The sequence below is a fragment of the uncultured Algoriphagus sp. genome (assembly GCF_963974835.1).
Taxonomy (GTDB): Bacteria; Bacteroidota; Bacteroidia; order Cytophagales; family Cyclobacteriaceae; genus Algoriphagus.
Genome location: NZ_CAXBET010000008.1, coordinates 130,175 through 156,711 on the forward strand (window position 1 = coordinate 130,175; position 26,537 = coordinate 156,711).

Sequence of the window (26,537 nt, forward strand, 5' to 3'; positions counted from 1 at the left end):
ATTTTCATAGCGCTTCCTGTAGCTTTTTGATGATTTCCTTAAAATCAGTTTTCATTTTATCTTCCAACTTGACTTTATCCAGCACTGAGCTAATAATCTCAAAATGCTCCAGTTCAGCTATCTTTTGTCCTTTGTTGCCAGCTAATTGCCATAGCTTTAGGTATTCATTGACGATATCTTCTTTTTTAGCATCTGAAATTCCCATCAGGAATTGTGTTAACATGATATTGACGAAATGAGCCATCTTCCAGAAATCATCTGACTTTAAGTCATTGCCTTTTAACTCCTCAAAGATTTTCTGTAAGGCTCTCCTACCTTCCAAATCAATATCTTTTAAGCCAGTTTTCTCCTGAAGCAGTAGATTAAGCCTAGTTAATATTAACCAGTTGGTAAGTGGATATGCATCCTTAAAACCGGAAAACTTACTTGCCTGCTTATACGCATTGATGGATTCCATCATGGTGTCCATCAATTGCTTTACCGGAGCATCCCGTAGAATGTGCATTTTCCGTTTGTAAGCACTTCCAATCAAACTCCAGCGCTCAGTGCTTTCTCCAAAATGCTTACCCAAACCAACTAGATCTCCGATGACTTTATCAAGGATTTTCTCAGCCTCTTTGGTATTGATTTTCCTCAAGCCATACTGCTGAACAGTAAGTTTAGTAAGGGTGTTGCAATACCTTTCAAAGCTTTTGATGGTAAATTCTGATTTCCTGGATTTAAAGACCTGCTCGTAGCAATTACATGATTTCTCATATTCCTGTAAGCCAGCATATATATTAGCTGAAAGCTCATGGATTTTGTCCGTAAGCATATCTCTGTTACTCATTTTTTCAAAAATAGAATCAAGTCTTGCAAGCACGCCATTAGGGTTATATTCATTGGCATCCATTGATTCTAGGGTATTCTGCAATTCTAATTCTACCTCCTCACAAACCAACAGTTCATCATCATTACCTCCCCATGTCCCCTCTTCAGATATCCTGTAAAATGGATCACCGTAACATTGGAAGGCTCCCCAAGTATTGGTTCTGCGTCCAAATTCTTGATAGATTGCTTTTCTGGCTCGCTTCACAGCTTCTCCAAATCCTAATCCTTCAAACATATTTTCATAGAACTGCTTAGAAAACTCAAGGGCTGCTGCATCGTCCACTGCCCATCCAGCCACAATTACTGCCCTTGCCCCATTGTTAATTAATTGGGTACCAATATTTGCCGCAAATTTATTCCTATACTGACTTCTTTCTTCCGATTCCCTATCCATTAGTCCCAAATAGCAACAATTGACAAAGACCATTTCCGCAGACGAACTCATGCCAGCAATCTGTGCAGGAGTTAAAAAGGTGTCATTGCCAATAACCATTCCGATTGACCGATTAGGGCCGTACTTAAAAACGCCATGACCAGCGAGATGAATGATTTTATAATTCCTGGAAAAAAGTTTAAGGATAATATCTGAGGCCGTGCTACTAATTAAACTCTCGATCTGATAGTTGTTTTTTCTAAGAATCATAGACACCGTTTCAGCTTCACGCTTTGCACCTGGAAGTTGAGGAAAGAACTTATCAAGCATAGGATCTCCCACCACTAAAGCTGAACGTTCGGTAACTCTAGCTATTTTTTTACGGAATTGCATGGTACTTAACTGGCGAATCATTCCGGTGTGTACACAAAGTGGAACAGCGTCCACATCTTCCTGTATCATCTCCCAAGGATATTCCGCAGAAGGCAGATCCAATATCCAGGAAACATTATTTAGGCGTTTTACTTCTTCTTTGAACTCATATGGAATCAAAAGCTCAAACATAGTTTTGGCTATCTGCGGGGAGTATTGATTTTCCAATGTCATTCGCTGGAGCAAGACTTCTAAAGTCTTATCATTTGCAGGCATAAACTCAACCTTCTCGCTGGCTCCATTGGAAGCGATAGACATACGGATTGCTTCCTCCACTTCTTCGGTATCCTTGACTTTTAACTCATGACATACACTTATTCTAGTCCACCAGTCCTGTGTATTATCATAAGGAATTCTCCAACGTCTACCTAGTTTGTAATGAAGCCCCTTATCCTTGAAAGTCAGATTAAATTCCTTGCTGTCGTCCACTTCCAACCGCTGAATGGATTTCAAAATAGACAAGGCTTTATCATTGAATATTTCAATAATCTCTATCTCTTCTATTCCTTTGATTTTACCTTTATATACTGACTGAATGTTTTTATTTGCCAGCTGAACTCCCAGTATAATCGCACGAATAGAACTCTCTGTAGAAAGTCCTCCATAAGCATTTGCAATAGCAATTACTGAAATCCCGGTAGTTGGAGCATAAGACCCATCTACTGCTACATTTGTATTCCCTTTTTTAATAGTGAGATATCTTGCTACCCCTTTTTCGACGGAACTCATCAAAGCGAATCCTGACAATTCCCCGGGAACTCCCAGACCTATGATCAAGCCACCTTTGAAAGAAGATTTAGTAAAGTTTTCATTTAAAACTATTTGGTTGGTTCCTATAGGACCTGGATATAAACCTAAGCCATGTAATCTGGATAGCTCTCCATCCAGTTGCCTGTCTATAGCAAGTTCTGTAGTGAGAATAGCATCAAACTCGAAGTGGCCGGCAAGCACCGGATATTTTGCATATTTTAAATCTCCATGGCTTACGGTGACAAGAATTGGCTTTACTTCCTGCCATTTTTCCTCCACCTCTTCCACTCCCAAAATGGTGTTCAATACATTCTCTTCGCTGATATCAAACACTTCAGTTTCTGTAGGTGCAAAATCCTTTTCTTCCCCACGTGTCTTTGGAAGGCTATTTTGCAACCTCTTAGTTTTACCATATATCAGCAAATCTTCTATGCCTGCAAATAGATTCTGCTCCTTGGAAAGGCCACCGTGAGACACATTTGCATAGTATACTTGATTCTTGTCATGAAATGCCTTTGGAATCCCAGACATCCAAGTCACACTTTCATCCCCTGCATTCGTAGCGTAAAAAACCAACTCCCCATCTTCAATATCAAGATTGGAAATGGTAAAACTTTTCTTTCCACTCTGTCCGGCTATGTAAGTAATATTAGAATAGTCTATTGAATCTGCCTTTTCCAAAACTTGCTGCTGATGCTTCCCAAATTCATCCAGCACTTTGGAAGAAGGGATCGGCCAAGATTCATCTCCAGATGCAGCACGCATTCGCTCCCACAGTTTTCGGTCAGAGAAATCATGTCTGCTATTATTACTGATAGGTAGGAGATTTAGAATACCTGGGAAATTACAGAAGACCTCCAGAAGCTCTTTGGTAGAATGTCGGATGTCTATTTTGCCAAGTAGCCGTATCAGGCTATCCTTGCCAAATAGCACGTAAGGAATTCGGTAAGATCCCCCAAGAGGAGAACCTAAAAACACTGCCCTAAATCCTACGGAGTTATTTAGTTTCTTCCATGTATCTCCGTGATAAACTATAAAATCCCGTACCAAAACACCTCCCATGCTATGGGCAACGATTTTAATCGGCTGGTTAAAGCTTAAAAGTTCTTCAATTTTATTACTGAAATCTTCAGCACTTTGCTTTAAGGAAATTCTCCAGTCAAACTGAAAGGTGACTATATCATATGTCTCGGATAGTTTATCGCCAAGTTTGCCATAAGAGGTTTTAATTAAAGAATGGGCAGAGAGATTACTCTTAATAGTAGAATCATACGCTAAATTTTTTAATTCTCCTTTCAGGAAACGCCAATAGTTTATCCATAGCAGTTCGTCCTTTTCCCCGATATTTGATCCCATGATTCCAGGAATGATGATAGCGATCGGGCGATTTCCAGAAACCTTGTCTTTTTTATAAACCCCAATTTCTATAGCGCCCCTGTCTTTATCACCCAGTTTCAGTTCAAAACTATCCGGAACATCGCCCACCTCGGCTGCCAATCCCGACACCAATGCCTTGACAGTATCTGGATTAGAGAAGTATTTAAAGTGATTAATAACACCACTCTTCTGAATGTACACCGCTACATTGCCAGAGGAACGTCTAGCTCCCCATTTCATACTTTCAGTATCTACTACCAAGTCATTTTTCTTCATAAAGAAAAACTTACCGAGTATGACCACCAGCGTCTTAAAACTCATGCTTAATTCACTGCTTCCTCCCACCACAAAAAGTGGAAAATTGATTTCAATATTAGAAGCCTGATAGTTTATCGCTTTGATAAAAGGCGAATTGGGATTCATAGCTTCCAAGCCAGGCAAGACATCTATATCGTCTTTGCAGGCTACAGCCTCCATAATAAACTCCTTGAACGCTACAAAAATCGGATTACCCACATGTCCCACTGATAGACCCAGCAAATTGAAGGTAACGTTTAAAAAAATATTGAGTCGGTTTGAGGCCAGCGTAGTGCCATTGGCTGGGCTAGCCACACGCACCATAGTTCTCACTGCGATTTTTTTTGCTTGAAGAACGTCTCTGATCTGTTTGATTGTATCTAAGTCGGAATCCCGTTCATGCTTATCCAAAAGGGCTTTCTCCACTTCATCAAATCCTTCTGCATTCGTTGAAAATCTGGCCAATAAATCCGCTAACAATCCGCCTCTCGAATGGCTCAAAAGGTCCAGTTGTATTCCCGATGGAAGGCTCTGGACCAGTTCAAGAATATTTTCCAGTGGACTTGAAGTCAAAGTCCTATGCTGAAAAGCAATGAGATGCTGTTCCCCATACTTTTTGATCAACTTCTTCCATTCTTCAGAGTCCCTTAACTCACCAAATGAACTGGCAGTAGATGATCCTGTGCCATGAAGCAAAAGTAAATGTCTACTATTCACATCTAATACAGCTTCTTTGTCGCTATTGAACTTTAGAGGCCGAAGCTCTATTTCAGGGGAGCAGGCAGTCAATAAACCATGCTGGACGTTCTTGAAATTCTCGCCGGTAAAAGCTAACTGCTTATCTTCAAGATTTCTGGCTAAATCCCGAATTTTAGGTTGGATAACCTTCTCTTTCACAAAGACTTTTAACAGCTTAATTCCTATCTTATTAAATACTCCTCGATCCTGCACATCTGATTCCAACTCATGCGGCAGATAGAGTTCATCTCCACCCGCAGAGCGCTTTACTTCTAGCGGAAAAAGTGTTTTGATGGTCTCATTATCACCCATCCAGACGGTTTCATCTTCAAAATCAAACTCGATAATGTGGTTTTCATCCAGTTCGAGGACCTGCTCAGGTACATCTCCTCTTGTGGGGCTTTCTATTGTATATGCCTGATCAAATCTGTAGAGTTCAAATCCACTGTCGTCATTTTTATGAAATGAAGAATGATCCTGTCCTTTAAGTTTAAGTTTTAAAATGGCCATGGTTAAAAATTATTAGGTTATGGGTAAACTTTTCATTAAAAATCACAGTGACACCATTTAAAAATTAATGCGTCAACTGGATAAAATTGACATGAGATGTGAAAAAAAACACCTCAAAATTTCCAAAAACGTTTTCAAATCAAAGACTAAAAATCAAGTCGATTCAATGTGAAAACTCTCTACAAATTAAAATTTATTGACTGAAAAAAAATCATTAACCCCAAATAATCTGGGACTTAAGAGAAATTAGCCAGAGAACGACTAACTGAATTGCTATTCACATCTAGCAGTAACACACTAAAACGACAAGGACATCTTTCTTAGTGTTATCAAAAAATTCCTGTAAATAAAAAGGCGGAAGAAGCAAGATTCAAAATCACCAGATCAAATGCTCTACATAATTACTTAAAAACAAACTCCCCTTAAAATTTAATCCAAGGGGAGTTTTTATTAGTATTGGAAGATAATTTTATCTTTTCTCGTAAGCAGGTCTCGCAGGTACTTTAAAGCGATCGCTACTATTGAGTAACCTCATCACTTCTTTTATCGCCGCTTCCAATTGAGCATCGGTTCCCTTAGCGAGGCTTTCGAAATCTTCAACTACTTCAATGTCCGGGTCTACACCATGACCCTCTTTAAACCAAGTGCCATCCGGATCATACATCCTAAAAGTTGGTACTGTCACTGACCCACCATCTATTAGGCTAGGTGCTCCTGATATACCTATCAATCCTCCCCATGTACGCGTTCCGATCAATGGACCAATCTCACGCTTACGGAAGTAGTCCGGGAATGCATCGCCCCCGGAACCGGCAAAGCCATTAATCAGCATCACCTTTGGCCCGAAGTTACCAGACGGAGGCCAAGCCCAATCCTGTCCGTCTCTCACTGCCCAAAATGCCAGAGGCTCGCGGTCAAGCAATTCCACGAAGCGATCCGGAATCTGACCACCATTGTTAAATCGCTCATCGATGATCATCCCTTCTTTTTCCATCTGTCCGTAGAACTGACGGAAAAGCTCATTCTGCCCATCGACTCCGGTACTTGGCACGAAAATGTAACCTATTCTACCTTCAGTAGCTTCCTCCACTCTTTTTCGGAAATCGTTGATCCATGCAAGGTTTCTTAGCCTGGCTTCAGATCCCAATGGTTCTACCAAATAGGTCTTTGCGCCAGACATAGAAGCGGAGCTATTCACTGTGAGCTGTACTGTCTTGCCCGCCAAACCCTGAAGTGCTGCATAGATTGATATATTTGGATCAATTGGCTGACCGTTAATTGCTAAAATATAGTCACCTTCTTTAATTTCCACACCAGATTTAAGCAGTGGAGATCTAACTTCTACATCCCAAGGAGCACCCTGAATTATTTTTTCGATTCTATAAGCGCCATTTTCAAGTTTGAAATTAGCTCCCAAATATCCTACGGATAAGGAAGGTCCAGAATCCAAATCTCCCCCGTTGTTATAAGTATGCGAAGCGTTCAGCTCAGCGATCAAATCTCCGATGATGATATTAACATCACGTCTTGATCCTGCCTGCTCCACTAAGTCACCATAGCGTTTGCGCATCAAATCCCAATCCACTCCATGCATATTCGGGTCATAAAAGTAATCCCGTTCGAATCTCCAGACATCATTGAAGATCTGCTTCCATTCTTCCGCAGGGACCACCGTCATCTGCATATCTCCAAGTGGAACTGTGTCCTCTATCTTTTGTCCAGGTGCAGGATCGATCACAGCAAGTTTCCCCTGGGAGAAAACCATCACTTTACTACGATCAGCGGAAAGGGAAAATCCTCCTATTCCATCTATCACCGTCTTCGATTCTTTCTCTTCAAAATCATATACCTGAAGGCTACTTTTAGAGTCATCGCCTGCGCCTGTATTTGGATATCGTACGTAGAGCAGTTTCCCTTCTAGAGATGCCAAACTGCCAATATTTCCGGTAGGGATATCCAGCATTTCTATTCTGTTTTCAAAGGACAACGTTTCAAAATCAACTTCTTTTAACGTCTCATCTTTTTTCTCCTCTTTCTTCTCCCCTTCCTTATCTGTTTTTTCCTCTTCTACTTTGATCTCATCATTTTGCAAAGAAAACAGGGGAGAAATTGACTGATTCAGCGTACCTACTGCAATTCCGGTAGTATTGGAATAGATAAACGTATTGTCTATATCTGAATATTGGGGATCGAAATTACGGTTTGTGGTGAAGAAGAGGTAGTTTCCATCTTCGCTGAAGGTCGGACTTTGATCCGAGTAGAATCCTGAAGTGATCTGAACTGCCTTATTCTGCTTTATGTCATAAAGATACAGTGCTGAAGTGGCTCGGTTATTCTTAGACAGACTATAAGAAAAGTATCTGCTATCCGATGACCAACTTACAGTAAAACTCTGGAGATCACCCTCAAACATATACTTGCCTTGATCAACAACGGAGACTGCACCTGAAGTAACATCGATAAGCATCACTTCCATTGCCTGATTTACAGTCACAATCTTTTTACTATCCGGTGACCAGAAGATGTTATAGCCAAATCCATTCTGGAATTTGGTAAGCGTTTTAATCTGATTATCTACCCCTAAAGTCTTTGTGGTTAGCTGATATTCTCCTGTGGCATCAGACCAGTAAGCGATCTTTTTTCCATCGGGAGCAATCTCTGGATAGCGCTCGGCTAACCCGGATGTGTTGGTAAGATTGGTTACAAAACCTTTCTTGGCAGGCAAATTAAAAATCTCTCCACGAGCATTAGCAATTACCCGATTACCATCAGGAGAAATGCTAGCTGACATCATGTCTGACTCTACGCTCACGATTTTAGGAAGCTTTGCCTTCTGATCTGAGATAATCTGTACTTCTACTCTTTTAGATTGCCCAGATGAAATGTCATATAGGTACAAGCTCCCCCCTGCTTCAAAAACTATTTCCTTTTCGCTGTTGGAAGGAAAAGTGATATCAAAATCCTTAAACTCGGTGAGTTGCGTGTTCTGCTTGGTTTTCAGATCATATTTCCAAAGATTGTTTCTTCCCTCAGGTCCATTGTCTGACATATAATATACAGCATCACCAATCCACATCGGGAGTTCATCGTTTGCGGCATTGGTCGTAATATTTTCAGTTTTATAACCTTCCAAGTCAAAAAGCAGGATATCCGGCGCCGTACCCCCTCTATATCTTTTCCAGTTTCTATTTACCCGGCTTCTATCGGTATAGGCAAATCGTTTGCCGTCAGGTGAATAGGAAGCAAACTCCCCGTAGGGAACCGGAAGTTTGGTAGGCAGTCCTCCGGTAACTGGTACGGTATAAAATTGTGAAAAACGCTCTTTTCCGCTTTCGCGACCTGAGGTAAAAAGAACAGCTTTGCCATCAGGTGTCCAGCCCTGCACATAATCCGGCATACCATGATAGGTAAGGCGTGTAGGAACTCCACCTGAGGTGGGCATTATATAGACGTCATAGTTACCATTATAATTTGCCGAAAAAGCGATCTGCGTACCATCCGGCGAAAATCTAGGATACATTTCCGGCCCCACAGGTGAAGTGAGTCTCTGAGCGACTCCTCCTTGCTTTGGCACCACCCAGATATCATCTCCATAAGTGAACGTGATTTGGGATTCAGACACATCAGGAAGCTGCATGAGTCTGGCATCTGTCTGTGCTTGGCTAAATACAGGAACTGTCAATAATGACAAACCAAAAATAAGTTTTCTCATATTCATTATTACTTGGATTAATTATTCAAAAGTTTAAATGCATTGAGCAAATATGTTTCCGGCCTAAATTCACTTGACTTCCAGTCTTTACGAAAATTATTTATCGGCCAGAAAATTAATGAGGTCTAGTTTTAAATATAGAAAAAACAGTACCACCGATACAGAATCCTTTTAAGTGATTGATTTAAAGTAAGGTAAAATATAGAATCTAAAAACTATATGTCTCAATAGTGAACACTAATTATGTCCGTATTCAATCAATGATTACAAACAGATAAAATATTCGAGCAACTTCTTCGTCTAGAATTCAGAATAATTTATCAGATCTTATTAACTCCAGCATCTTGGCTTTACGAATTCTCCCGATAGTTTTCCTTTTCCTTAAAAGTACTGTTACTCTGTCGCAAACCTGGATTCCATCAGATTATAATCGTTTCACTCCACAGCAGTTTTTTCAGCTTGCAGCTGTAAATCAAACCATCAATTACAAAAAACTTGATCGGGGTTTATTGCAAGCCGCTATGTTCTACGTGACCAATGAAGAGCGGATAAAATTTGGGCTTAAACCCTTTAACTATTCAAACACAATAGAAAAAGTAGCCTCTGAGCATGCAAATGACATGGTCGTTTATAACTTTTATTCACATGTCAGTAGAGTAAAGGGCAAAAAGACCATCGGTGAGCGATTTGCTCTCGAGGGAATAAAACGAATGCTGATAGGAGAAAATATCAGTTCTAGTATAGGCTTACAATATCAAAATGGAAGGCAGATAAATATACCAAAAAGCGGAGGCATGTATACTTATGCAAACGCCAAAAGGGAAGTAATACTTCCTCACACCTATTTAAGCTACGCCAGAGAGGTTGTGTTACTTTGGATGAATTCCCCTTCACACAGAAAAAGCATATTGAATCCTAATTTTGATGAGCTAGGTTGTGGAGCTCAAGTATATAATAATCGGGAGTCTCAAAACGTCCCCTATTTTATGGGTGTTCAGTGCTTTGGAAGTGCAAAGTAAGATGCAATTCAATTTCTAATTGAAACTGAAGTTTGTAAATGATGTAAGTAATTGGGTTTTTTATTGTATTCCCTTATCAATTTCAGGAAATTACATCAAACAAACTTTATTATGATGTTAGATCAACTGTTAACTATGGCAGAAGGGCCGCTTCAGGAAATGCTCGCCGGAATGAATCAAAACAAGGCCGGGTCATCTGCCTCAGCATTAAAGGAAACCATCACATCAACTGTACAAAAGCAAGTTGCATCTGGCGACCTTTCCGCTATAAAGGAGATGTTTTCTGGGAAAGAAACTTCACCAAATGCTCCTGTGATCAATAATTTACAAGGCGATGTTTCAACAGGCTTGATGGATAAGCTAGGTATATCCAAAGAACAGGCAATGGGAATAGCTGCAGCTGCACTTCCCATGATTATGAACTTCTTCAACAAGCGGGTGAATGATGCTCCTCAGGATAATAACGATATCCTATCTTCTGTAATTTCTTCCTTACAAGGTGGACAAGGAAGAATTAATACTGGTGATCTTCTAGGTTCTCTGCTTGGCGGAGGAAAGGGTGGATCGGATTTAGGAGGATTAATGGACTTGGGAAAGAGCTTATTTAAATAAATTTTTCAATTGAAGAAAAGTAATACCTCTTTTCTCGATAATGTAATCAAAATAGCTGGAGGAGATAAATCGGACGATAAAAAGATTGCCAAGATCACATGACTAGGAAAAGAACAATTGTCTGCTTTTGAAAGTATTCTTGGCGAAGACACTGTGAATGCCTACCGTAAGTAAATAAAGAAACAGACAGGACCATTAAGACGAAAATATACACCGTCAAAATTTGACCTCTAATCAATTATACATCAACTACACTAATCATGAGCAAATTAAAATTTATCCTAGGTTTCGTGCTGTTATTGGTGCTATCCGTAAATTTGAATGCACAGACTATTCCATCCGTTAAATCTCCTAAAATGAACATTCCCGAGGTGGATTTATCCTCTCAAGTATTGGGAATCCTCAATAACACAGATGATCTTGAACTTAATTCTGACCAGAAAGACAAGCTAACTAAGGACAATTCAAGCTTCGTAGATCAAATGATGGACATCAGCAAAAGCGGAAAGTCTGATGAAGATAAGAAAGCTGCATTTCTTGGTTTGAAGAACGACAGAACTAAGTTCCTTACTAGCTTATTAGGAAACGATTTATTCAGAAAATATTCAGGACAGATTCTAAAATCAATCGGTCCACTCAAAAGTAAACTTGGGCTAGCTGCGTTAGCTTTTTAAAGGATTTTCACTTGAAAAAGTAAAGCCATGGAAGATGATTCCATGGCTTTTTCCATTTATAAAAACCCTTCAAACCTCTCCGAATGGCTCGCAGATTTTAAATCAAAATTGAAATATCCTTACACTTTTGGTAATTCCCATCCATTATGGTAATGCGCTTTGATCAATTGATTCGCTTCAGAATCCGTAAACTGATTTTTACCAGCATCCCAATAGACTTTCTTGCCGGTCTTATAAGCGATATTTCCCATCTGTGCATTGATCGCAGCAATACTGCCTGTTTGGATAGCACAGTTTAATATGCTTGGATCATTTGCTTTCACTGCCTCTATAAAGTTCTTCGCATGATGATCAAGTGCATTTCCTACCCCAGGAGTGTGAGCCACTTCCTCCACTTTAGGAACGCGTTTACCATCAATTGTCTCCGTTTCAGGTATCACCTTCCATCCTCCTCTATTCACTACCAAAGTTGCATTGTTTCCGATAAATGCTATTCCTTCTGTAGTACCATAATTCCCACCATCTATACCTGTGGCATGTTCCCAAAGCATGTTGAACCCATCGTATTCATAAACAGTCTGAAGGGTATCTGGGGTCTCGGAGGCGTCATCTGGGTATGCAAATTTACCTCCGGAAGCCATTACCGATTTTGGTGCAGACACTCCCATTGCAAACAATGCAATATCTATCTCATGTACTCCCCAGTCAGTCATCAGACCTCCTGCATAGTCCCAAAACCATCTGAAGTTAAAATGGAAACGGTTTGGATTAAATGGTCTCTCAGGTGCTGGCCCAAGCCACATCTTATAATCCACTCCAGCTGGAGCTGGCCCGTTTGGCAGTACAGGAACAGGCTTCATCCAGCCTTGATAAGCCCAGCATTTTACCAACCTAATTTGCCCCAACTTCCCTGACTTCACATAATCAATCGCCTGGGCATATTGCGATCCAGATCTTTGCCACTGTCCTACTTGAACCACTTTTCCGTAACGCTCCTGGGCTTTCACCATCAGTTGGCATTCCTCAATCGTGTTGGCGATAGGTTTTTCTACATACACGTTTTTACCGGCAGAAACAGCATCACACATTATCAGGCAATGCCAATGGTCCGGAGTTCCGACGATTACTATATCAATGTCAGGATCTTCTAAGAGCTTTCGGTAATCTTTGTATTGTTTTGGCCTGGTCCCTCGGAGTTTAAAAACATCTTCGGTACGCTGTTCTAGCACGCTCTGATCAACATCTGCCAAAGCCACACAATTCACTTCAGGCAATTTCAAATGTGCACTCATGTTGGACCATCCCATTCCTTTACAGCCAATTAGACCATAATTCAGTTGATCAGATGGTCTTACTTTTCTGGTAAATCTTCCAAAATCAGCCGCGGTCAACATACTTGGCAAGCTAAGTCCCGCTCCGACCAGCATGGTGTTTTGGATAAATCTTCTTCTTGATGACATATCTTTTGGGTTATTGTTTATTGAAAAAGGTACAAAAAAAGAGTAGCTAATTAAATAACTACTCTTTTTGCATTAGACTATTTTACAGTTCCCGAACCCAGATATTTCTAAATCTTACTGGGTTTCCATGATCCTGAATTTTGATAGGCAATTTCTCAGGATGCTCCTTGTAGTTTGGAATACCGATATACTCGGTTGGACCTTTTAGGATCACATTGTTTTGAACCAAGACTCCGTTCATAAGCAAGGTAACTGTGGCTGGAGAAGTTAAAATACCATCTTTGTTAAAGCGAGGAGCTTTGAAAATGATATCGTAGTAGTTCCATTCCCCGGCCGGTCTTAGCGCCATTGCCAAAGGAGGATGCTGCTTGTAGATACTTCCTGCCTGTCCATTAGTATAGGTCTTGCTTTCATAGCTGTCCAACACCTGTACTTCATACAGTCCCATCAAGAAGAAACCTGAATTACCACGTCCCTGACCTTCACCCACAATCTCTGTAGGTGCAGACCATTCTAAATGGTATTGTGCATCACCAAACGGTATCTTACTTTGAATGTCCCCTTTACCTTTGGTGACTACCAATTCACCATTTTCAATGGTCCATTCAGCTGGACCATTGCCTTCCTTCGCACTCACAAAACCATTTAAGCTAGTACCGTCAAAAAGAACTATTGCATCCGAAGGAGGTGCAGTATTGTTTGCTCCTGGAGTTACTTTAGGAGGAACAGGAGTATAAAACTCAGTTGCCTCAGGCTTCATTGGGGGTGGTGTTTTTTCTTGCGCAATTGCTAAAGAACTAATGCTCAATGCACTTGCAGTCACTGCCAGTGCCAATATTCTATTTTTCATACAATAGACTTTTAGGATTTATTATTAAAGCTGATAAATTAAGTCAAATCAGACTAAACATAAAACCATTGGTGGATTTTAAGTTGTCATGCGGATTCTCTTTAGTATTTTCCACAAACCAAAAATCTATGAAAAAACCATTACTTAGCCTTTTTGCAACATTTTTTATTTCCCTTTCAGGCTTTACTCAGTCAGCCTATTATTTTCCGGAAGAAAGCTTTGACCCCAGCATTCCCTCTCCTGAAGAATTCCTCGGATATCCCATAGGTGACTGGCATACCCGATATGACCTAATTGTAAAATATTTTGAAAAATTGGACGAAATCAGTGAGCTTGCGGAATTAAAAACCATTGGCTACACGCATGAGCACCGTCCTAAAGTCATCCTGACCATTGCTTCCGCTGATCACATGAGTAATTTGGAAGAAATCAGAAAAACTCAAGTTCAGCTGGCGGATCCAAGTCAGCCAAAACCGGATGTAAGTGCTATGCCGGCAATCATTCATCTGGGATACGGGGTACATGGAAATGAACCTTCCTCAGCCGAAGCAGCGATGCTGTCCGCTTATTGGTTGCTTGCTTCACAAAGTGAGCTGGCGAAAAATCTCCGTGAAAATTCCGTTGTTCATTTCGACCCTACTGTCAATCCTGACGGCCGTGATCGCCATAGCCTATGGGCAAACAGCAACAAGGGCTTTCCTCCTGTGTCTGATCCCCTAGATCGTGAACATAACGAAGCCTGGCCAGGTGGAAGAACGAACCACTATTGGTTTGACCTGAATAGAGATTGGCTTCCTTTGGCACATCCAGAATCTCAGGTTAAAATAGCATGGTATCATGAGTGGTACCCAAATGTGACGACCGATTTTCATGAAATGGGAACTGACGGCACCTACTTTTTTGAACCTACGAAGCCTTATGGCAGCGAAAATCCGGTAGTGCCACGAAAAAACTACGATGATATTAACGTTCGTTTTGCGGAATACTTCGCAAAATACCTAGATGAAATCGGAAGCTTGTACTGGACCAAAGAAGTGTTTGATAATAGCTACCCAGGCTACGGCTCCACTTATCCTGATATACAGGGCGGATTAGGTTTGGTATTTGAGCAGGCAAGTAGCCGCGGACATCTTCAGTCCAGTCAGCGGGGGAATATCAGTTTTGCTTTTACCATTAGAAACCATGTAAAAAGCTCCATTGCTACCATGGAAGCAGGACTGGACAACAGAGTGTATATGCATGACTACTTGCGCGAATTCTTTGAAACTGCTGTATCAGAGGGAGCCAAAGATCCTGTAGAAAATTACGTTTTCGGAGATGAATACGACGAGAGCCGCAATAGGCTATTTGTAAAATTTCTATTGGATCACAAAATCGATGTGTATCAAAACACAGCCAACATCAGCTCAGGAGGTTATGATTTCAAAGCCGGCAAATCCTGGATCGTACCTACTTCCCAGCCGCAGTATAGAATGGTTCGGACCATGTTTGAAGATGTGAAAGAATTTGCTGATTCAGTATTTTACGATGCATCAGCCTGGACCATGGCCCGAGCTTACGGAATGCCATTTGCCCCATCGGCTTCTGTCAAAACCGGTGATAAGATTACAGAAGCAACACTTAACATTTTCGATTTTCCTACTGAAAGAGCTTATGCTTACCTGATCGATTGGTCAGATCACTATGCTCCAAAGATGCTTTTTGATCTATTGGAAGCGGGCGTTCATGTTGAAATAATTAATCGTCCTTTCACATCAAACACCCAGGACGGAGAAATTCAGTTTTCCGCAGGAACACTGATGATTCCTACAGGTTTTCAAAAATTAGACGGCGACGATGTAAAATCCACAGTTGAAAAGCTAGCCAAAGAAAACAATCAAAAGATCTATGCCACTACCTCTGGAATGAATGTGGAAGGAATTGATTTGGGATCTAATCTGGTAGGCGCAGTAACTCAACCAAAAGTAATCATGATTGTAGGAGATGGGGTATCTAGCTACGAAGCTGGTGAGATATGGTACCTCATGGATTCTCAGCTCGGTATGCCTATATCAAAAGTTAATTCAGATGATATGGGCAGAGTAAACCTATATGATTATACAACTTTGATCTTACCGAGTGGAAACTACAACTCTTTCTCAGAAGGCACCATTGCACATCTGAAAGATTGGATTTCGCGGGGTGGAACCGTGATTTCTATGAAATCTGCCAGTCTCTGGCTAAATCAAAAAGGGATAATCAAAGAATCACTTGTAGAAATCAGTGAGGAAGAAAAAGCAGAAGAGCCAAAAAATCTTGCATTTGCGTTGGAGCGGGACTATGAGGGAGCTAAGTCAGTGGGTGGAAGTATCTATATGGCTAAGTTGGATTTGACCCACCCTATAGCATATGGATATCGTCGGGAGGAACTTCCCGTTTATAGAAATAGCAGCATCTTTATGAAACCTAGTGAAAACAAATACCTCACTCCTATCCGATATTCTGAAAATCCCCACTTGGGTGGTTACATTTCCAAAAGCAACCTAAATAAATTAACCCAAAGCGCGAGTGTAATTATATCTCCTGTAGGACGTGGCAGAGTTATCAATTTTTTTGATAGTCCTAATTTCAGAGGAGCTTGGTTCGGAACAAACAAGCTGTTTCTAAATGCAATTTTCTTTGGAGACTTAATGAATTAAAGTTTCTTTTAGATTAATAAAATCAAAAGCCATCCCGAAAATCGTGGATGGCTTTTGATTTTACAACGAATTATCGGGTATAGGTGAGAGTAATTTTACCTTTAATCTCTCCCGGCGGGGTGCTAAAAGTCACATCATGGACTGTTACCAACTCCTTCTCGGTGACTTTTAAAAGTTTATATTTTAATTGGTTTCCATTATCACTTCGAATAATCAAACTGTCATTCCGCAATTCCCAAATTCCATTACCATTGTCATAATCATCGACCAATTTCTCATAGGTACCATCATCCTTGATTATGAATTTGCTATGAAGATGTTGATCCAAGCCACCATTTACAGTGGCAACCAAATCCGGACCCTCAGTTCTCTGAAAAAGAAAATCACTTCCACTCCAAGAACCAATTAATGTATCCTCAAGCCCCCCGTTACACGAAAAAAAACTAGCACACAAAAGCACGAGTAGAAAGCCAGAAAAAAAATAGCCCTTATTAAGTTTAGAGTTCATAGCGATAATTGCTTATTTGATTTATAATTAATGATATCAGAAGGCCATTCCGGTATGAAATCCCACGGTTTAACTCCCATTTTCTCTCCTATCATCACTAGAAGTTTTTCATATAGAATAAATAAACTAATCCTATAATGTGAAATTCTCATTATTAATGCATAGGAGAATTACTCATCATAAATTGAAATTACGAGAATTATCCAGACTGCGACTTAATATGTTTGAAGAAACATTAATTCTATCAAAAACATGCTGTTCGTCGTGGAAGCAAACTATTTTCAAAAGAAACAAAAAAAAACACCTAAGGAATCCTCAGGCGTTTTTCTGACTAAACTTAACTACTTATAATTTAAACTCGATTGGTAACTTCATTCTGGTGCTGACTCGCTTTCCGTCTATCTCTCCGGGAGTCCATTGAGGAGAATCCGAAACTACCCGAAATGCTTCTTCATCGCATCCACCACCGATGCCCCGTAAAATCGAAACGTCACTGATGGATCCATCTTCTTTGACCACGAAATCCACAAACACCTTTCCTTCAATACCTTTTTTCTTAGCTGCCTTCGGATACTTTATGTTTTGTCCTAAATAGGACATTAACCCTTCCATTCCACCATGTGGTACCGGCATCTTATCTACTTCTTCATACACAATATTATTTTGCGCAAAAGCAGCTTGATTGGGAAGAGCAGCAAAATAAAGCAAGGCTATGACAAAGAGAGTCACTGCTTTTTGTGAGAAATTTATGCTAGATAGTTTCATATTTAGTTTTTAGTTTGGAAGTGTTTTATTAAACTCTCCATATCCCGTGATACATTGATTTATGGAGATTTTGTCAGATGCAATTATGATTTAATATCCGACAACCACTATTTTATCAACGTCGTTTGGAGCTGAAGCAATAGGCTCTTCCTTTTTCTCACTCCCGTCCAACTTAAATCGTATAGGCAGCCTCATTCGTGTATTTATTGCCTCACCATTTTGCTTACCAGGAATCCAATCAGGAGCATTTTCTACCACTTTAATTGCCTCTTCATCAGCACCTGCACCAATCCCTCTAAGAATTTCTACATCAGAAATTGCCCCATTAGAATTCACAACAAAGACTACGATTACAGTTCCTTCAACGCCCATTGATCTAGCTTCCGCTGGGTAAGACAAATTTCTACTCAGGTACATATTCCAACCTTTCATTCCCCCTGGAGGCTCGGGTTGATCTTCTACTACGTCAAAAATTTGTTGGCCATCCTTAGCTAATTTTCTTGCATTTAAATCAGCAGGACCTATTTTCACTTCTTTAGATTCACCAGCCATAGTCGGCCCTTCTATGTCTTCTTCCGGCGTAATTTCGCAGGAGAAAACAAAAAACAAAGCTGCCAATACCGGAATTGCAAGCAAAAACCTGCGCATTTCCTTTCTTTGGGATTGTGGTTTACTCATCATAATAATTCTCTTTTTTGTTTGAAATTGATTAAAATTATTCATGAAGTGCCAGCCTTGTCCTCCTGTGATCATCTGTAGTAATAGCCCGGAATATTCTTTTTTTGAATAGGAAGAAGTGACTCCCTGATCAGCCTGATATTCGTGCACTTCCCTCAGGGATTTTTCAAATAGGTAAATAAGTGGATTGAACCAGAAAATGATTTTGGCAAATTGCACCATCAACAAATCCCAACTGTGCTTCAATCGAACATGCATAGATTCGTGAAGGATAATTTGCTTTTGCTCAGATCTATTGGGATCATAATCCGGTAGTAGAATGTAACTGAAAAATGAAGCTGGGATAAACTTAGGATGCACAGCAATCCAATAATCCTGATATTGCATCAGTCGGGACTTGCCAAGCAATCTCTGCGAAGTGAAAAAGCCCAGAATTAAGTGAACAGTCATCACTACCACTCCAGCCAAATAAGCGTAGAACAGCACTTCTTGCCATGTGAATACAGTTACTTCTTCTGCTACGTCATTCCCTACCAAAAATTCCGGAAGCACTACCTCCCCTATACCAGTGGAAATAAGTCCAAAATTAAAAGACAGCATAGGAATGATAAAGGAAAGCACAAGCATACTGATCAGGATCACCCGATTCAATGTGAAGAATGTGAGTTCACTCAAAACAAGTCGGTAGAAAAGCACCGTGATAGCAACGCAACAGCTTGCTTCGGCCAAATAAATTAAGATTGCATTCATTACTCTGTGGGTTTGTCCATGTCATCGATAATCTTCTGTAAATCTTCAATTTCCTTATCGGAAATCTTATTTTCCTTCACCATGAATGAAAGAAAATTCCCCACCGAACCCTCGAAATAATGTTTCACCAATTGATTCACGCTCTTTTTGCTGTATTCAGCCTGGGAAATCAATGGAAAATACTGGTGTGTGGTGCCGTAAGCTTTATGATCCAGATAGCCTTTTTTCTCCAATAGTTTAATAGAAGAAGCCAGTGTAGTGTAAGGGGGCTTTGGATCAGGAAGTTCTTCAAGTACATCCCGGACAAGCGCTTTTTCAAGTCTCCAAAAAATCCGCATTATCCTTTCTTCGTTGCTGTTCAATTCGTTCATACCTCCAATATAGTAACGAATTTTTAATAATTCTACGAATTTTTCGTAAATATTAAAATCTACAGATTATTTAGCTTAATAAAGTCTTCGATTGCGACTTATAGAATGCTGAGATTAAAATCCTAAAACGAAAACGACTTCTTATAACACAAACATAGAGAGGCTACTTACTAAAAGATTTCTTGAGCTAATCCTCATTGGGTTCTATAAAAACAGTTCGGCTAAGAACTGATGAAACATTGAAAAATCCCAAGACATCCGAGTCTCCATTGATTACCTTAATATTTGAGTCGGGGTTTTGTGGTGGCGGGGAAAATAGTCCACCGTCATTATAAAGTAAATTAACCAGTTGTGAAAGGTACTCATAGGAGCTTTCATTCATTCTGAAGAGCTCCAGCCGCACTTTATCTCCTTCATCAAATGAATAATTCAATTCCAGACCTTCTTCAAAAAATTTCAAGCCAAACGTATCGTCAAAAAGCAGGTAATCATCACGGTCGTTTTTCAGAGTATCATTCTCAATCACTCTTATTCTGTAGTAGTTATTTTCATCAAAAGGAATCTCACCATACACCTTTATGTAATAACCTTCATCCCGGAAGAGCCTATCTTCCTGATATTCATATGTGACACTGTCAACAGTTGGCGGGGGTAAAAGTGTACCGGAAGATGTAAACTCGTTATCATTCCATAATACATGTAACTGATAAGACTCTCCGACTTTTGCCACATCATTTGAATAGATCGGCACATAGTTTTTAGATGTATTATTGAATACAAAAGGAATCTGAACTGATGATCCCGGTACACTGATATAAACCTGAGCATCTGAGACCACTTTAGTATCTACCGAATCAAAGTAATTTCTAGCCAGAGAAATATTTACCTGATTGTAATAGGAATCATCTGTCCAGGTAGCTTCAATTACAGGAATTTCATCGTCAATAGTTGCCAGTGGAAGATTTACTTCTTCCTGGCAGGAAAATGCCGCTAAGGCTAATATCACAATCCAAAATCTCCTCATATCAAAATTGAAAATTATAGGTGATAGATGGTAGGAAGGTAAACAAATACGTCATAACTATTCCTTGCCTGGTGGACACCACAGGTCCATCATCATCACTGTCGTATCTGAAGTCATCGTTGTAAATTTCTCTAAACTCATAGGCAAATGGATTTTTACGCCCATACAAATTATATATTGAGAAGTTCCAGCTTCCCTTCCACTTGCGCCCTTTGTCGGCATTTTTCCAAGTCACCGATGCATCCATTCTGTGGTAGTCCGGAAATCTATCTCTATTCCTAAAATCTGAATACAATGGAACCGATTGATAATCCAGGTCATACACACCTATAGGAAAAGAAACCGCCTGACCTGTGGTATATATAAAAGTCAATCCTGCTGACCATGAAGGAGAGAATTCGTGATTTAGCACCAGAGTAACATCATGAGGTCTGTCAAACCGGGGATTATATTTTTGTCCCAAGGAAATACCAGAAATCTTCCTCCACGTCCGGGAATACGTATACGCCAACCATCCGGTGGTTTTGCCCATGTTTTTCCTAAGCAAAAACTCAGCTCCATATGACCACCCATTTCCTGTGAGCAGTTCTGTTTCCACATTGTCAGTGAACAATACCTGTGCGCCATTTCTCAGGTCGATTACATTCCTTAGATCTTTGTAATACCCTTCCACAGAAACTTCCCAGCGGCTATCATTGATATTTTGAAATATGCCAAGGGAAACCTGATCGGACCTGACGGGGGGAACATAAGTCCCGCCAAGAATCCAGCGATCCACCGGAAGTCCCGCGGAGCTATTAGAGGCTATTTGTACGTATTGAAAATTGCGGTTGTAGGCAGCTTTTAATGATAAATTATCATTGATCAAATACCGAAATGCAATCCTAGGTTCCAGTCCTTGGTAGAACTTAATATTTTCTCCCGCCTCATAATTTAAAGTGTCTGTGATGCGGGCATCTGGATTTACTTCGTTTCCCTCGTAAATATATTCCACTCCTTTGCCTATTTGATTGAAAAACCCCCATCGAAGACCTGCTTCAGTACTGAGCTTTGGAGTGATTTCATAGGTAGCACCTATAAAAGCACTATTCAACAAACCGTTTTTGGGATTGGTGGTAATTGGCTCTATGCTGCTATCGGATGCTGGGTTTAATTCTATAGGGGCAAAATGATACAACTGATTTTGAAATCCCCAATAACTTTGAAATTTATCACTTGGCAAATAGGTCCAAACTGCTTTTAGACCCGTTTCAGAAAGTTTGTTTCTCCATTCAAACCCTGTATCCGGATCATCAAATTCTACTCGGTAATTGTATCTCGAGTGGTATGCCTGAAGATCAAAAAACAATCTCTCACTACTCGTCCTACTCCACTGAGCTGAAGAAATCCAATTTCTCCATCCCAAACCAAACTCATCATCCAAACCCAAATAATCACTCCCCTCATAGCTGGATATAGTAAGCTTATCTTTTTCTCCCAAGACAAACGCCAGTTTCCCACTCAAATCATGGAAATTGAGTTTATTATTTTTGATATCCTCATCATTTGAAAGTTTTAAAAACACATCGGCATAGGTTCTCCTTCCGGAAATAATAAAAGTGGATTTATCCGAAAAAAGAGGTCCCTCAAGTGTCAATCTCGATGAAATGCTCCCTATTCCGCCCTCTCCATGTATCTGTGAATTGTTTCCTTCTCTCAATGACACATCGACCAAGGCCGAAAGCCTTCCCCCAAAAGAGGCGGGCATATTACCTTTATATAGCTCCACCCGATCAAGCCCGTCAGGATTAAAGACCGAAAAGAATCCGAAAAAATGTGAAGGATTATAAATGGGAGCGCCGTCCAGCTGCACCAGATTTTGATCTGCCGAACCACCTCTGACAAATAAGCCAGTGGTCCCCTCACCTGCAGTCTGCACTCCTGGCAGCAACTGTAAACTTCTAAGCAAATCTACTTCACCAAAAAGCGCAGGAATGTTTTTTATGGTTTCCATCGGCACAGATGCTTTTCCCATTTCCATACTTTTCACTTGCTCACCAGCCTTTCTCTCCTGAACTATTATTTCATCCAAAGAAACATCGGAAGGCTTAAGAAAAAATCGCTGAGGCTTACCAAGGTCTTTTGCAGTGATCAGACGTGACGAGGTTTCAAATCCCACAAAAGAAACGATCAGACGCATAGGCAGGGATTTACTCTTAATCTGAAAAGAACCATCCTCTCCTGAAATTACCCCAGAGCCCTGATCATTTTCCCAATAAACGCTAGCACCAGCTAGTGGCAAAGAATTACTCGCATCCAGCACTTCCGCACTGTAAAAGCTAGTTTCCTGGGCCATTACATTGGTAAATGATAAAATAAAAAGTAAGAGTAGGCTGAATTTGCGCATCTTCGTGGATGGCCTCATACGGTATGATTTAGAAGGATAACTCCAGAAGTAAAAGACTAGGGTTCCAAAACTAGACGATTCAGAACAATTAATGTTTGTTAATTTTCACGATCATTTGAAATTAGCGGTACTGCTTATATAATTCTCCCTTTCAAAGTAATCTTTATTTTATAATTTCAGGTCATGATTTGGGCATATCCGGACGTAAAACTCACCCTCTTGCTTGCCGGCATTTTCGGCTTGCTGTATTTTATTTATCTGTTTCGCTATTGGAAAATCAACCGTAAGCTGGAAGTACAGAAGCGCAGGTTATTTACCAAAGTGGTGATCAGAACTGTCTATTTTGTGCTTTTCCTGATTGCTTTTGCAGGACCTTCCATAGGTACTTCCATGAAAGAAATTCAGGAAGAAGGTAAAGATATTTTCATCGCAGTAGATCTGTCACAGTCGATGAATGCCTCAGATATTGGTCCCAGCCGACTTCAGCGCATCAAGTTTGAATTAAAAAACCTTACCAAAAGCTTCCCATCAGATAGAATTGGGTTGATCATTTTCAGCTCGGAAGCCTTCATGCAGTGCCCTCTCACATTCGATCAGAGTGTACTTCAGTTATACATTGATGGCTTGAATACCGGGTTGGTTCCCAATTTTGGAACTGACCTGAATGGACCTCTAAGAATGGCTGAAGAGAGATTTATGAATGACGAAAGCAACGAAGTGAAATCAAAATCAATTATTCTGATTTCCGATGGAGAAAATTTCGGGGATGACCTGGAAGATATTGGTTCCCGTCTGAATAGCGAAGGGATTAAAGTCTTCTCTCTTGGAATTGGTACTGAGGGAGGAAGCAGTATTCCTAGAGGAAATGGGTTGGTGATTGATCCGCAAACAGGTAAACCGGCGCAGACAGTCTTGGACCGAGGCCCTTTGCAGCAAATAGCTGCTGAGACCAATGGCCAATATTTCGAGATTTCTGACGAAGTTCAGGAAATTGGCGATTTAACTGCTGCATTGGAGCGAGTGGAAGGCGGAGTGACCGGATCCAGAATCGTGGAAGCTTCTGCCAATAAATATTTTTATTTTCTTCTTGCCGGCTTGGTTCTTTCTTTGCTGGACATGATGTTACCGATCAAAACTATCAAATTATAAATGAGCTGGAGTAAGCTAACCTTAGCAGTTTTTCTTCTGATTCCTGCATCTTGGACTAGAGTTTCCAGATTGAATTCCGCTATTGATCTGGCTGAAGAATCTTACGCCAAAACCGAATACGAGCAATCCATCGCAAATCATCAACTACTCATAGATGAATTTGGATATGCATCTCCTCAATTAGATTACAACCTAGGCTTGAGCAATCAATATTCGGAAAAGCCGGATGAGGCCGCTGGGTATTATGACAAGGCTTCCACAGCTGCAGACAAGACTTTAGCTTCTTTTTCCTTCAATCAGGGAGGAGTATTATTAGGAGACAAAAAGGAATACGAGCCCGCATTGAGCAAGTTTAAATCAGCTCTGATTCAGGATCCAAATAATGAGGTCGCACGCTACAACTATGAATTGCTGGCAAGGTGGCTGCAGCGGGATGAAGAGCGTAAAAATCAGGAAAACGATAAGCCCGAGCCATCTGAATTTGCGAAGCGCAAAAAAGCAGAAGCGGATCGGCTGGTGGAACAATTCCGCTTCAAAGATGCGTTGACCATTATGAATGATGCGTTGCAACAGGATGAAACAGTTGCCGCATATCAAGAATTTATGACCAGTCTTCAAGAAATCACTGAAATCGATGAGCAATAAAATTCTTATAATTCTGGGGTTTGCTTTCACATTAAGTACATCCTTCGCCCTAGCACAATCTTCCGGTGAGTATTTTAACCGGGCAGCACGCTCCTATGTCAAAACCGAAAAAGATCAAGCTCTCGCAACGGTAAACGATGGTCTGTCTAAATATCCTGGGGATTCTAAGCTTCAGGCGTTGAAAGAAAAGCTTGAAAAAGAACAGGAAGAGCAGGAGAAGCAAGATCAGGAAAACAAACAGAATCAAGACCAGCAGAATCAGGAAGAAAAGCAACAGCAAGAAGATCAAAAGAGTCAGGGCGAAGAGGGAGAGCAGCAGGAGTCCAAAGAGGACGGAGACAAAACCAATGAGGATAAAGCAAAAGAATCCCAAGCTGGAGATCCTTCTGAGCAAAGCGATGACAAGCCAGGAGAAAATGCCAATGATCAGATGGATGCTAATCTGGCTGATAAGCAAAAGGCTATGGAGGAATTTAAGGAAAAGCTGAAAGCCATGAACTTAACTCCTGAGCAAGCTGCACAGATCCTGGAAAGCATGAACGCCGCTGAGTTGCGATACATACAGCAAAACAAGAAAAAAGCCACAGAGAGACCAAAGAGAGGGATTCCTGACTGGTAAAATGTCTGATGTTGGATGACCGATGACCGATGAGCAATACATCGGACATTTTACATCGGTCACCAAACAATAACTAAACCCAAATAACTATGATTAAAGAAGTATATATTGTTTCCGCTGTGAGAACACCTTTAGGAAGTTTCGGCGGAAAACTGGCTGGATTGACAGCAATAGAATTAGGCAGCACCGCCATTAAAGGTGCACTTGAAAAAGCCAGCGTAAAATCAGAATCTGTTCAGGAAGTTTTTATGGGAAATGTGATTTCCGCTAATCTTGGACAAGCTCCTGCACGTCAGGCAGCCATAGCCGCTGGAATTCCTTATAACGTACCATGTACTACCGTGAATAAAGTATGTGCTTCAGGGATGAAAGCCGTCATGTTCGGAGCCCAGTCCATTATGCTCGGAATCAATGATGTAGTGGTGGCCGGTGGTATGGAGAGTATGTCGAATGTTCCTTACTACGTACCTAAAGCGAGATTTGGCTACAAATATGGCAATGCAGAATTTGTGGACGGACTTGTAAAAGATGGGCTTTTCGAAGTTTATTATAAATTCCCGATGGGAAACTGCGCCGACAATACCGCAAAGGAAATGAATATTAGCAGAGAAGCTCAGGATGCATATGCTATACAATCCTATCAGCGCTCTGCAGATTCCTGGGCAAAAGGCTATTTCAAAGATGAGGTCATTCCGGTAGAGATTATAGGGAGAAAAGGAGAAAGTATCCTTATAGATGAGGATGAGGAATATAAAAATGTAATGTTTGATAAAATACCTTCACTTAGGCCGGTGTTTGACAAAGAAGGAACTGTAACTGCCGCCAATGCTTCTACCATGAATGATGGAGCTTCTGCTTTAGTTTTGGTGAGCAAGGAAAAAGCAGAGGAATTGGGCTTGAAGCCTTTGGCAAAAATCAGAGGATTTGCCGATGCGGCAACTGACCCACTCTGGTTCACCACCGCTCCTGCTCTTGCCATCCCAAAAGCAATTCAACATGCTGGCTTAACTTCGGAAGACATAGATTTCTATGAAATCAATGAAGCTTTCTCGGCTGTAGCGCTTGCCAATCAAAAAGAGTTAAACCTGGATAACGATAAAGTAAACGTATTTGGCGGAGCTGTTTCTTTGGGACACCCGCTCGGAGCGTCTGGTGCCAGAATTATCTCTACCTTAAATTCTGTCTTGCATCAGAAAAACGGCAAGATAGGCGTAGCTGGAATTTGTAATGGTGGCGGCGGTGCTTCGGCTATGGTTATTGAAAAAATGTAATCAAATTGAAATCATGATT

General features: G+C 40.6%; 18 protein-coding genes. 8 read left to right on the top strand and 10 right to left on the bottom strand.

Annotated features, from left to right (window positions below):
* Positions 1 to 4: 4 nt before the first annotated feature.
* Both AACZ73_RS15660 and AACZ73_RS15665 read right to left on the bottom strand, forming a co-directional pair.
* The gene (locus AACZ73_RS15660; protein WP_339879270.1) at positions 5 to 5,347 is read right to left on the bottom strand and encodes a CHAT domain-containing protein; all 5,343 of its coding nucleotides are present in this window, start codon (positions 5,345 to 5,347) and stop codon (positions 5 to 7) included.
* 469 nt (positions 5,348 to 5,816) lie between these two features.
* Entirely contained in the window at positions 5,817 to 9,059 is a 3,243-nt protein-coding gene (locus AACZ73_RS15665; protein ID WP_339879271.1) for a PDZ domain-containing protein, read from the bottom strand.
* A gap of 344 nt (positions 9,060 to 9,403) precedes the next feature.
* On the opposite strand from AACZ73_RS15665, the gene AACZ73_RS15670 reads away from it, so the two are divergent.
* The 3 genes from AACZ73_RS15670 (at position 9,404) to AACZ73_RS15680 (ending at position 11,364) form a co-directional block, all read left to right on the top strand.
* The gene (locus tag AACZ73_RS15670) at positions 9,404 to 10,078 is read left to right on the top strand and encodes a CAP domain-containing protein (protein ID WP_339879272.1); all 675 of its coding nucleotides are present in this window, start codon (positions 9,404 to 9,406) and stop codon (positions 10,076 to 10,078) included.
* Positions 10,079 to 10,192: 114 nt separating this feature from the next.
* Positions 10,193 to 10,690 (top strand): hypothetical protein, encoded by a 498-nt coding sequence (locus tag AACZ73_RS15675; protein WP_339879274.1) that lies wholly within the window; start codon positions 10,193 to 10,195, stop codon positions 10,688 to 10,690.
* Positions 10,691 to 10,950: 260 nt separating this feature from the next.
* Positions 10,951 to 11,364 (top strand): hypothetical protein, encoded by a 414-nt coding sequence (locus AACZ73_RS15680; protein ID WP_339879276.1) that lies wholly within the window; start codon positions 10,951 to 10,953, stop codon positions 11,362 to 11,364.
* Positions 11,365 to 11,483: 119 nt separating this feature from the next.
* On the opposite strand, the gene AACZ73_RS15685 is transcribed toward AACZ73_RS15680, so the two are convergent.
* Both AACZ73_RS15685 and AACZ73_RS15690 read right to left on the bottom strand, forming a co-directional pair.
* Entirely contained in the window at positions 11,484 to 12,824 is a 1,341-nt protein-coding gene (locus AACZ73_RS15685) for a Gfo/Idh/MocA family oxidoreductase (protein WP_339879277.1), read from the bottom strand.
* Between the two features lie 82 nt (positions 12,825 to 12,906).
* Entirely contained in the window at positions 12,907 to 13,674 is a 768-nt protein-coding gene (locus AACZ73_RS15690) for a DUF1080 domain-containing protein (protein ID WP_339879279.1), read from the bottom strand.
* A gap of 128 nt (positions 13,675 to 13,802) precedes the next feature.
* Here AACZ73_RS15690 and AACZ73_RS15695 point away from each other — a divergent pair, with 128 nt between their 5' ends.
* On the top strand, positions 13,803 to 16,352 hold the full coding sequence (locus AACZ73_RS15695) for a M14 metallopeptidase family protein (protein ID WP_339879280.1): 2,550 nt from the start codon (positions 13,803 to 13,805) through the stop codon (positions 16,350 to 16,352).
* Positions 16,353 to 16,422: 70 nt separating this feature from the next.
* Here AACZ73_RS15695 and AACZ73_RS15700 read toward each other — a convergent pair whose 3' ends face one another.
* From AACZ73_RS15700 to AACZ73_RS15725, 6 genes are all read right to left on the bottom strand, one after another.
* The gene (locus AACZ73_RS15700; RefSeq protein WP_339879282.1) at positions 16,423 to 16,860 is read right to left on the bottom strand and encodes a lipocalin family protein; all 438 of its coding nucleotides are present in this window, start codon (positions 16,858 to 16,860) and stop codon (positions 16,423 to 16,425) included.
* Between the two features lie 345 nt (positions 16,861 to 17,205).
* The gene (locus AACZ73_RS15705) at positions 17,206 to 17,625 is read right to left on the bottom strand and encodes an energy transducer TonB (RefSeq protein ID WP_339879284.1); all 420 of its coding nucleotides are present in this window, start codon (positions 17,623 to 17,625) and stop codon (positions 17,206 to 17,208) included.
* A 90-nt stretch (positions 17,626 to 17,715) separates the two neighbouring features.
* On the bottom strand, positions 17,716 to 19,053 hold the full coding sequence (locus AACZ73_RS15710) for a M56 family metallopeptidase (protein ID WP_339879286.1): 1,338 nt from the start codon (positions 19,051 to 19,053) through the stop codon (positions 17,716 to 17,718).
* Positions 19,053 to 19,424, bottom strand: coding sequence for a BlaI/MecI/CopY family transcriptional regulator (locus AACZ73_RS15715; RefSeq protein ID WP_339879287.1), 372 nt, complete (start codon positions 19,422 to 19,424; stop codon positions 19,053 to 19,055). The genes AACZ73_RS15710 and AACZ73_RS15715 overlap by 1 nt, the downstream gene beginning before the upstream one ends.
* Positions 19,425 to 19,611: 187 nt before the next feature.
* Entirely contained in the window at positions 19,612 to 20,448 is an 837-nt protein-coding gene (locus tag AACZ73_RS15720; protein ID WP_339879288.1) for a DUF4249 domain-containing protein, read from the bottom strand.
* Between the two features lies 1 nt (position 20,449).
* Complete coding sequence (locus AACZ73_RS15725; protein WP_339879412.1) at positions 20,450 to 22,783, bottom strand: TonB-dependent receptor; 2,334 nt, start codon at positions 22,781 to 22,783, stop codon at positions 20,450 to 20,452.
* Between the two features lie 234 nt (positions 22,784 to 23,017).
* Between AACZ73_RS15725 and AACZ73_RS15730 the strand changes: the two genes are divergently transcribed.
* From AACZ73_RS15730 to AACZ73_RS15745, 4 genes are all read left to right on the top strand, one after another.
* On the top strand, positions 23,018 to 23,983 hold the full coding sequence (locus AACZ73_RS15730) for a VWA domain-containing protein (protein ID WP_339879289.1): 966 nt from the start codon (positions 23,018 to 23,020) through the stop codon (positions 23,981 to 23,983).
* A complete protein-coding gene (locus AACZ73_RS15735; protein WP_339879290.1) occupies positions 23,984 to 24,628 on the top strand; it encodes a hypothetical protein in 645 nt (214 codons plus the stop codon). It abuts the gene before it with no gap.
* The gene (locus AACZ73_RS15740; RefSeq protein WP_339879292.1) at positions 24,618 to 25,247 is read left to right on the top strand and encodes a hypothetical protein; all 630 of its coding nucleotides are present in this window, start codon (positions 24,618 to 24,620) and stop codon (positions 25,245 to 25,247) included. Before AACZ73_RS15735 ends, AACZ73_RS15740 begins: the two co-directional genes overlap by 11 nt.
* A gap of 92 nt (positions 25,248 to 25,339) precedes the next feature.
* Positions 25,340 to 26,518, top strand: a complete 1,179-nt coding sequence (locus AACZ73_RS15745) for an acetyl-CoA C-acyltransferase (RefSeq protein ID WP_339879413.1) — start codon at positions 25,340 to 25,342, stop codon at positions 26,516 to 26,518.
* The last annotated feature ends 19 nt before the right edge of the window (positions 26,519 to 26,537 follow it).